This is a genomic window from Zavarzinia sp. (assembly GCF_049306435.1).
GTDB lineage: Bacteria > Pseudomonadota > Alphaproteobacteria > Zavarziniales > Zavarziniaceae > Zavarzinia.
Window position 1 is genome coordinate 1 of sequence record NZ_JBAQRT010000116.1, and the last position, 7,312, is coordinate 7,312.

10 protein-coding genes are annotated in these 7,312 nt (G+C 66.2%); 4 read left to right on the forward strand and 6 right to left on the reverse strand.

The window, feature by feature from the left end; translation table 11 throughout:
* Positions 1-119: 119 nt before the first annotated feature.
* Positions 120-938, reverse strand: coding sequence for an enoyl-ACP reductase FabI (gene fabI / locus WAZ62_RS06260; RefSeq protein WP_422642654.1), 819 nt, complete (start codon positions 936-938; stop codon positions 120-122).
* 160 nt (positions 939-1,098) lie between these two features.
* Between fabI and pdxH the strand changes: the two genes are divergently transcribed.
* The 4 genes from pdxH to WAZ62_RS06280 all read left to right on the forward strand — a co-directional run bounded on the left by pdxH (position 1,099) and on the right by WAZ62_RS06280 (position 3,977).
* A complete protein-coding gene (gene pdxH, locus WAZ62_RS06265; protein WP_422642655.1) occupies positions 1,099-1,719 on the forward strand; it encodes a pyridoxamine 5'-phosphate oxidase in 621 nt (206 codons plus the stop codon).
* Between the two features lie 39 nt (positions 1,720-1,758).
* Positions 1,759-2,709 carry a cation diffusion facilitator family transporter gene (locus WAZ62_RS06270; protein WP_422642656.1) on the forward strand — a complete coding sequence of 317 codons (951 nt, stop codon included), beginning with the start codon at positions 1,759-1,761 and terminating at the stop codon, positions 2,707-2,709.
* 40 nt (positions 2,710-2,749) lie between these two features.
* On the forward strand, positions 2,750-3,496 hold the full coding sequence (locus tag WAZ62_RS06275; protein ID WP_422642657.1) for an SDR family NAD(P)-dependent oxidoreductase: 747 nt from the start codon (positions 2,750-2,752) through the stop codon (positions 3,494-3,496).
* 217 nt (positions 3,497-3,713) lie between these two features.
* Positions 3,714-3,977 (forward strand): usg protein, encoded by a 264-nt coding sequence (locus tag WAZ62_RS06280; RefSeq protein WP_422642658.1) that lies wholly within the window; start codon positions 3,714-3,716, stop codon positions 3,975-3,977.
* 16 nt (positions 3,978-3,993) lie between these two features.
* On the opposite strand, the gene WAZ62_RS06285 is transcribed toward WAZ62_RS06280, so the two are convergent.
* The 5 genes from WAZ62_RS06285 to WAZ62_RS06305 form a co-directional block, all read right to left on the reverse strand.
* Positions 3,994-4,428 carry a PaaI family thioesterase gene (locus tag WAZ62_RS06285; protein WP_422642659.1) on the reverse strand — a complete coding sequence of 145 codons (435 nt, stop codon included), beginning with the start codon at positions 4,426-4,428 and terminating at the stop codon, positions 3,994-3,996.
* 46 nt (positions 4,429-4,474) lie between these two features.
* Positions 4,475-4,921 carry a GNAT family N-acetyltransferase gene (locus WAZ62_RS06290; protein ID WP_422642663.1) on the reverse strand — a complete coding sequence of 149 codons (447 nt, stop codon included), beginning with the start codon at positions 4,919-4,921 and terminating at the stop codon, positions 4,475-4,477.
* Positions 4,922-4,992: 71 nt separating this feature from the next.
* Positions 4,993-5,586 carry a DNA-3-methyladenine glycosylase I gene (locus WAZ62_RS06295; protein WP_422642660.1) on the reverse strand — a complete coding sequence of 198 codons (594 nt, stop codon included), beginning with the start codon at positions 5,584-5,586 and terminating at the stop codon, positions 4,993-4,995.
* Positions 5,583-6,494, reverse strand: a complete 912-nt coding sequence (locus tag WAZ62_RS06300; protein ID WP_422642661.1) for a YgfZ/GcvT domain-containing protein — start codon at positions 6,492-6,494, stop codon at positions 5,583-5,585. Before WAZ62_RS06300 ends, WAZ62_RS06295 begins: the two co-directional genes overlap by 4 nt.
* A 55-nt stretch (positions 6,495-6,549) precedes the next feature.
* Positions 6,550-7,312: patatin-like phospholipase family protein (locus tag WAZ62_RS06305; RefSeq protein ID WP_422642662.1), on the reverse strand; the 763-nt coding region annotated here is incomplete at its 5' end.

The following is a 7,312-nucleotide window of genomic DNA, read 5'->3' on the forward strand; positions in this document are numbered from 1 at the left end:
GGCCGGGACCTCGAGACGGAAAAGCACCTGTGCCCGGTTTCGCCGAGGTCCCGGCCTTCGCCGGGACGACGCCTCTGGAATTTGATCCCGGCTTTCGCCGGGACGGCAAGGCCCGCCGGTCAGACCACCGAGATATCCGGCGCGTCGGCGGCCTTCATGCCGACGACGTGATAACCCGAGTCGACGTGATGCACCTCGCCCGAGACGCCGCGCGACAGGTCCGAGCAGAGATAGAGCCCGGCGCCGCCGACATCGTCGGTCGAGACATTGCGCTTCAGCGGGGAGTTATATTCGTTCCACTTCAGGATCAGGCGGAAGTCGCCGATCGCCGAAGCGGCCAGGGTCTTGATCGGCCCGGCCGAGATCGCGTTCACCCGAATGTCGTTCTTGCCGAGGTCGACCGCGAGATAGCGCACCGAAGCCTCGAGCGCGGCCTTGGCGACGCCCATCACATTGTAATGGGGCATGACCTTTTCCGCGCCGTAGTAGGACAGGGTCAGCAGCGCGCCACCGTTCGGCATCAGCGCTTCCGCCCGCTTGGCGACGGCGGTGAACGAGAAGCACGAGATGAACAGGCTCTGATTGAAGTTTTCAGGGCTCGTGTCGACGTAGCGGCCCTTCAGCTCTTCCTTGTCGGAATAGGCGATGGCGTGAACGACGAAATCGATGGTGCCCCATTCGGCCTTCAGCGCATCGAAGACGGCGTCGATGGACGTCATCTCGGAAACGTCGCAGGGCAGGATCAGGCTGTCGGGCGTGCCGACTTCGGCCGCCAGGGGCCGCACGCGCTTCTCCAAGGCTTCGCCGAGGTAGGTGAAGGCGAGCTGACCACCCTGGGCGTGAATCGCCTTGGCAATACCCCAGGCGATGGAGCGGTCGTTGGCGACCCCCATGATAAGTCCGCGTTTTCCAGCCATTAGGCCGGCGCCGATCGACATAGGCTGATCTCCCTCAAGGCGGCGTGCAAAGCGCGCGGATTATAGACGTCTCGGGCGCTCTCTCAAGCGACGGCTTGCATCTGGTGCAATTCGTCCATGTCTCGCTTCCCGGCGGGCAACGTCCTATGTTCGCTAACGCTACCGATCAGAGGTTTCTTTCATGACCGACATACTGGCGTCCACCGACGATGCGACCCTGGCCGCGCAGGGCCCCTATGATCTTTTCGCAAAATGGTTCGCCGACGCCACGGCGACCGAGGTGAACGATCCCAACGCCATGGCCCTCGCCACGGTCGACGAGACCGGCCAGCCTTCGGTTCGTGTCGTCCTGATGAAGGATTACGATGCCCTCGGCTTCGTCTTCTACACCAATTTCGAAAGCGACAAGGGCCGCGCCCTGCTGGCCAATCCGGTCGCCGGGCTGAACTTCCACTGGAAGGCGCTGCGCCGGCAGGTGCGGGTCAATGGCACGGTCGCCCCGGTCTCGGCCGCGGAAGCCGACGAATATTTCGCCATCCGCCCGCGCGACTCGCAAGTTGGCGCCTGGGCCAGCGCCCAGTCGCGCCCGCTCGCCTCTCGCGCCACCTTCGAGGCGGAGATCGCCGCCGTCGCCGCCCGCTACGAAGGGCGGGATGTGCCGCGCCCGCCGCATTGGTCGGGTTTCCGCATCACGCCGAAGCGTATAGAATTCTGGCAGGACCGGCCCTTCAGGCTGCACGACCGGGCGATCTTCACGCCGGTCGCGGGCGGCGGCTGGTCGGTTCACCGCCTGTATCCCTGATCGCCCGCAGGCCGCGCCTGTTGGCAATGCGAAGGTCCCATGACCAGTAACGACGCTTACGCGGTCCAGGCCGCCACTGTCGAGACAAGAGATGCCGCCCGGATGATGCGCCGGGCGACCATGGCGTCGGTCGGTGTCGCGACGACCCTGATCGTGATCAAGACGATCGCCTATTTCCTGTCCGGCTCGGTTTCGATGCTGTCGAGTCTGGTCGATTCGTCGCTCGATGCCGCGGCTTCGCTCGCGACTCTCTTCGCCGTGCATCAGTCGATGGCGCCGGCCGACCGGGAACATCGCTTCGGCCATGGCAAGGCCGAAGCGCTGGCCGGCCTGCTGCAGGCGGCCATCGTCGCGGGCTCGGGCGTGTTCCTGCTGTTCGAATCGGTGCGGCGCATTCTCAATCCGGCGCCGATCGACAACAGCCTGATCGGCATCGGGGTCATGGTGATCTCGATCCTGCTCACCTTTGCCCTGGTCACCTACCAGCACCGGGTCGCGACCAGGACGGGCTCGATCGCCGTCTCGGGCGACCGTCTGCACTATCTGTCGGATCTTCTGTCGAACGCGGGCGTCATCCTGGCCCTTGTCCTGGCCAGTCAGTTCGGCCTCGTCGAGGCCGATGGCATCATCGCGCTCATTATCGCCGGCATCCTGCTGCATGGCGCCTATGGCATCGTCAACGGTGCCCTCGACATGCTGATGGACCGGGAGTTGCCGGATGTGGAGCGGGCGCGCATCATCGAGATCGTGAAGGCCGAACCCCGGGTCCTGGCCCTGCATGATCTGCGCACGCGGCGCTCGGGTCTTGCCACCTTCATCCAGCTTCATCTGGTGCTGGACGCCGATATGAAACTTCGTGATGCCCATGAGATCGCGGAAGCGGTAGAACAGGCATTGATCACCGCCTTCCCCGGTGCCGAGGTGATCATTCACGAGGATCCGGACGGGGTTGAGGAATCGGACGACCATGCCCGCCGGATCGGTGTCTGATCCCGGCGCGCCGGCCCGACCGAGGATCGAGCAGAACACCATGCCCGTTATTGAAAATACCCGTCGCACCCTGATCCTGACCGGCGCCAGCCGGGGGATCGGCCACGCCACGGTCAAACGCTTTTCGTCGGCCGGCTGGCGGGTGATCACCCTGTCCCGCCATCCCTTCCCCGAGAATTGCCCCTGGGCCGCCGGGCCGGAAGATCATGTCCAGATCGATCTGGCCGATGTCGGCTCCATGCCCCATGTCATCGATGAAATGCGCAGCCGCCTGGTCGACGGCCGGCTGGACGCCCTCGTCAACAATGCCGGCATTTCGCCGAAGGGACCCGGCGGCAGCCGGTTGGGCACGATCGAGACGGAATTCGAGACCTGGGACCGGGTGTTCCGCGTGAATTTCTTCGCCCCCGTGCTGCTGGCCCGGGGTCTCTTGCGGGAATTGCAGGCGGCGCAGGGCTCGATCGTCAATGTGACCTCGATCGCCGGCTCGCGCGTGCATCCCTTCGCCGGCTCCGCCTATGCGACGTCGAAGGCGGCGCTGGCCGCCCTGACCCGCGAGATGGCTTCGGACTTCGGCCCGCTCGGCATCAGGGTCAACGCGATTTCCCCCGGCGAGATCGAGACCGCGATTCTCTCGCCCGGGACGGAAAAACTGGTCGAGCAACTGCCCCTGCGCCGCCTCGGCTCGACGGCCGAGGTCGCCAAGGCGATCTATTTCCTGTGCACCGAGCAGTCGTCCTACATCACCGGGGCGGAGTTGCACATCAACGGCGGCCAGCACGTCTGATCCGGTCCCGGGAGGATCGTCGCCGGTCCTCCCCCATTTCCGATTAAAATTGTTTCGCACTGCGGCGAAGCCGGTATTTACGGCGGCGGCGGACGTGTTACGCTTCCTTTACGAAGCAGGTGTTCAATCAAATCGCGGGGACTTCCCCGCAATCGATCAAATCCCGGGAGCAGGTCTTATCCAGCGCATGTAACGGTCAAGAAACGGAGGGTTCCGCATGAGCGACTTCGAGCGCATGTTGTCGGACTATCGCCTTACCACGGCGGAAATCCTGTACCATATGCCGGATCATCCGAGCTTGCTGCAAAGCTATACCTGGCAGAAACTTGACATCGCACCGCGCTACCCCGAGCTGAAACGCTTCCTAGACTTCTGGGAAGCCAATCTCGACGGCAAGCTCCATTCGGTGAAAGTGATGACCAACCGGATCATCAAGCCGAGCGAATACCGCCACACCCAGAATTACTTCACCCTGCATTGATCGGGGCCGCGCCCCGTCATCGCGGCGTCAGCACCTTGAAGATGCCGGTGCCGGAGGCGATCGTGGTCTCGCCCGACCAGATGCGCCCCTGCACCGTGCGGAACGAGTCGCTGGCGGCGACGATGCGGCCCGTGCCCTCGACCCAGGCCCCGAAGGGGGCGCCTGCGATGAAATCGACCAGCAGGCGGACGGTGATCCAGTTGGTGCCGGTGCGGTGCGAGATGGCATGACCGAAGGTGACATCGGCGAAGCCCATCAACATGCCGCCATGGCAATTGTTCAGCGTGTTGGTGAGATGGGGGCCGACCCGAAAGGCCCGGATGAAGCCGCCGTCCGCCGTTTCGCGCTCGAACAGCGGGCCGATGGACAGGCCATAACCGCTTCGGATCGGCAGGCGGTTGAACCCGGGCGGCGGGGCGGGATCGAAGGTCGTGCTGGGGTCATCATTCATGACGCCATCGGACGAAGTGCTGAATTCGCCGTCAAGCCCCAAGCGATCAGAGCGCGAAGAGCGGAACGCCCAGCAGGGACGGGAACAGGGCCATGATCGGGTCCGGCCGGGTGAACTGGATGCGGCCCCAGGATTCGCCGGTCTCGACCCAGCCTTGCGCCCGGTAGAAGGCGCGGCCCGACGTGTTCCGGGCATCGCAGCGCAAGTGAGCGCCAAGGCCCAGAATCCGGCCCGATTCCGCCAGCAGCAGCGCGCCCGCGCCCCGCCCTTGCGCCTCGGGCGAGACGAAGAGCAGTTCAAGCTCGCGGTGGTGGCGGTCCAGGCCGGCGAAACCGGCGACCAGCCCCTGATGTTCGACGATGAGGATCTCGAGGCCGGCGGTCGCCAGATCGAAATCCTCGGTCGAGAAGCGATCGGCGGGCACGTCCGGCCGCGCCCGGCGCCGGGCCGCGACGAAGATATCGGCACAGGCCCTTGCCTCCGCCGGACACATGGGCCTCACGCGAAGCCTGCAGCCTTCCGCCATGTCATTCCATCCCCTGGCCGGATGACCGCTCCCGCGGTCTATCCGCGTTTGGCATGACAGCCCACCAGATGGTCATCCACCATCCCGACGGCCTGCATGAAAGCATAAACGATGGTCGGCCCGACGAAGCGGAAGCCGTATTGTCGCAGGGCCTTCGACAGGGCCTCGGCCTCGGGGCTCGCGGTCGGCGCCTGCGAAATGCTGGTCCAGTTGTTCACGATCGGGCGATCCTTCACGAAGGACCAGAGGAAGCGGGAAAAATCGCCTTCCCGGGCTTCGATCTCGAAGAAACCCTTCGCATTGCCGATCGTTGCCGCGATCTTGCCGCGGTGGCGGACGATGCCGGCGTCGGCGAGGGCGGCGGCGATTTCCGCCTCGCCCCAATGCACCAGTTTCCCCGGCTCGAAGCCGTCGAAACGGGCGCGGAAGCCGTCGCGCTTGCGCAGGATGGTGATCCAGGCCAGGCCCGCCTGGAAACCGTCGAGCATCAGTTTCTCGAACAGGGCGCGGCTGTCCCGCTCGGGCACGCCCCATTCCTCGTCGTGATAGGCCATGTATTCGGGCAGGGTGCCGCACCAGGGACAGCGGGCCTTGCCATCATCGTGAGTGATGAGACCGGTTTCGCGCATCATGCCCCCGTCGGCGCGACCGGCCGCAGGACGAGGCCATCGGCGGTGAAGACATGATCCTCGCCCTCGGCCGGGTCCAGATATTCGAGGCGGATCATGGCGAGGCCGACGCCCGGCACCGCCGTCCGCATCGCGCCCGCGTCGTGGCCGCCGAACAGGATCGTGGTATCGGGCGCCGGGGCCGGGGCCGAGGGATCGAATTCCACGGTCATCAGCTTCTTGCGGATGGTGCCGCGATGCTTGGTCCGCGCGGTCAACTCCTGGCCGACATAGCAGCCCTTGGTGAAGGAGACGCCGTTCAGCTCCTCGAAATTATTCTCGAGCAGGAAGCCGCGATCGACCGCGATATCGCGCGAGCCGTCAGGCACGCCAAGACGCAGACGGTGACGGTCCCATGCGGCCTCCCCCTCGGTCAGGGCAAGCCCGGCGGCGGTCAATGCCGCTTCCACGACGGCCCGGGGACCGAGAAGGCGCACGCCGAGCGCGTCCTTGCGCGGGTCGACGAAGACCGCGCCGCCGCCGTCGAGCGGGCGGGCGGTGCCGGCCTCCCCGGCAAGGCCGAAGCGGGCGGCGACACCATCCCCGAAGGCGACGGCGACGACATGATCCTCGGGCGCGGCGATGCCGATCCTGGCGCGCAGGCGATACAGGGTCAGCCGGCGCTGGAGATCGGTCTTGCGCGCCTCTTCCGTGTCGATCAGCAGGCCGTCGCCGGTATCGGCGATGATCAGCTCGTGCAGGAATTTGCCCTGCGGCGTCAGCAGGGCGCAGAACAGGGCGTGCCGCGGGGTCAGCAGGGTGGTGTCGTTGGAGACGAGACCCTGGAGGAAGGCGCCGACTTCCGCGCCGTCGAGGCGCAAGAGACCTCGGCCCGGCAGCAGCGTGGCGATGGGCGTTGCATTTTCAATCATGTCCAAAGAGTTCGGCGCGGCCGCCCGTTAGTCAAGTGCCGGGCGAGCATGACCGTCATCGACCAAAGACACGGGCCGGGGCCTGATCGAGTTCCACCCGCGCATGATCGAGGCCGATCGCCATCGCCCGGTCGAAGGCCTTCCAGTCGAGGAAATCGATGCTTTCCACCGGCGGCCGCAACAGGAGGTCGGCAAGGCCCGGCCCCAGCAATTCGCCCGCCGGGGATTTCACCGTGCCTGCCCGCAGCAGGATCTGGAAGATCGAGGGCATTCGGGGGCGTCGGCGCAGGAACAGGCGCTCGAACGTACTCTCCTCCGGCCGGGCGCCGGGGGCGGAAAAGGCCGGCGCCTCGCCGACATCGACCGCGATGATGGCGCCCCGGCCGAGCGCCCGCATGGGCGTGACCGGCAGATTGTCGAGGACGCCGCCGTCGGCGAAGACCGTGCCGGCCTCGTCCACCCAGGGCGGCATGATGCCCGGGATGGCGACGCTGGCGCGCAGCCAGGACCACAGCGGGCCGTCGCGGTGCACCGCCAGTCGGCCCTCGGTCAGATTGGTGGTGACACCGTAATAGGGTAGCCAGAGATCCTCGATCCGCCGCTCGCCGAAGGCTTCGCGCAGGCGCCGGGTCACCCGGCGGCCGGCGGTCAGGGCGACGAGGGGCAGGGTGAAGTCGTTCACCGGGTTGCTGTCGACGAAGGCGCGGCGCAGGCGGGGTTCCGCCTCGAAGGCTTCCCACTGCATGGCGGCGCCGGCGCCGACGATGGCGCCGATCGAACAGCCGCCCACCATGTCGACCGGCACGCCCGCCTCGGCG